Source organism: Kluyvera sp. NPDC087067, from assembly GCF_044745165.1.
Lineage (GTDB): Bacteria > Pseudomonadota > Gammaproteobacteria > Enterobacterales > Enterobacteriaceae > Kluyvera.
The window spans coordinates 1-1,296 of sequence record NZ_JBIUZS010000015.1 but is presented as its reverse complement, the minus strand read 5'-3'; the positions used below and the strand labels follow the sequence as shown (position 1 = coordinate 1,296).

Genomic DNA, 1,296 nt, shown 5'->3' with positions numbered 1-1,296 from the left:
TGTAGATACTGTTATCGCCTGCAAGCATTTTTATTTCCCGCAGTCACGGATTGCAGGCACGACCACCCACAGCGCCGTCTGGCGCTGTTTTTCTTTTCCATCTTTTCTTCAGGCTGTTAACACAACATGCCTTGATGCATCGAACGGTTCCCCTGATTTCAGGACTCCGTAAGATACCTGCGCCAGCTTGCGCATCATTGCCCCTATTATTACTTTCCCTTTTTTACCCTTCCCTGCCAGACGGTCACGGAACGCTCGTCCCCATTCCGTTTTACTTATCGCCACCATCGCCGGCATGTACAGTGCCCTGCGCAGGGACCCATGCCCGGCTTTACTCATCCGGCTCATTCCCCTCACGCTGCTGCCCGACTCATGCTGCCGCGGTGTCAGACCGGCAAAAGCAGCAAACTGTCTTGCCTGACCGAACCTGTTCTTCAGCCCGGTATACGCCAGCAGCACCGCTGACGTCTTTTCCCCGATACCCGGGATACTTTCCAGCAGCTTCCTGCGGTGTTTCATATCCGGGTCGTCATCCGTCAGGTCCTTTATCTGCTTTTCGATGCGCTTAATTTCCGCATGAAGCCACAGCAGATGAGCATCGATACTCGGTTGCTGTACCTCACGCGCGGTCTCCAGGCGATTCAGCTCCTGCGTATGCATATCCGTCAGCGACTGATGCCGCAGCACCAGCGCCCGTAACGCCCGCTCCAGCGGATGCGGGGCTTTCCAGGCTGCCGGACGCTTCTGACGGCAAAACTCTGCCAGCATGCGGGCGTCTACGGCATCAGTTTTACTGCGCAGCCCCTCGCTCTGTGCAAAGGCTTTACCGAGGGCGGGGTTGATGATGGAGACGGTAAATCCGGCGTCGCTGAGATGAGCGGCCACGTCTTCCATATACGTGCTGGTGGCTTCCATGCAGATGTGTGCCGGAGCCACATTATGGCTGCTGAGCCAGCGAAGGAGTTCGTCATGCCCCTTCAGGGTGTTGGCAAATTTTTTGCTGCGGTGACGGCCATCGGGTCGCAACACATCGACATCCAGCTTAGCTTTAGAAACGTCGATACCAATAAAGTGGAGTTCCTGTTCCATAGTGAGACCAGCCTTGTAAATGCGGGTTACCGGAAAAAAACCGGTCCATGATACTGTCCGGTTTGTCACTTGTGGAGAACGGCAGTCCGCTGCATAAATCTACACAACAGGTTATGAACCTAAGGCCTGATACGGCATGCGGACTGCTGGCAGGGAGAACTGGCCGGTCCTCTCTGCACAGGAAGGATAATACAAGGCCTGATAAGC

1 protein-coding gene is annotated in these 1,296 nt (G+C 55.2%); it reads right to left on the bottom strand.

Annotated features, from left to right (window positions below; translation table 11 throughout):
- Nucleotides 1-108: 108 nt before the first annotated feature.
- Nucleotides 109-1,089 carry an IS110 family transposase gene (locus ACIPDS_RS21495; RefSeq protein WP_400740268.1) on the bottom strand — a complete coding sequence of 327 codons (981 nt, stop codon included), beginning with the start codon at nucleotides 1,087-1,089 and terminating at the stop codon, nucleotides 109-111.
- Nucleotides 1,090-1,296 lie beyond the last annotated feature (207 nt).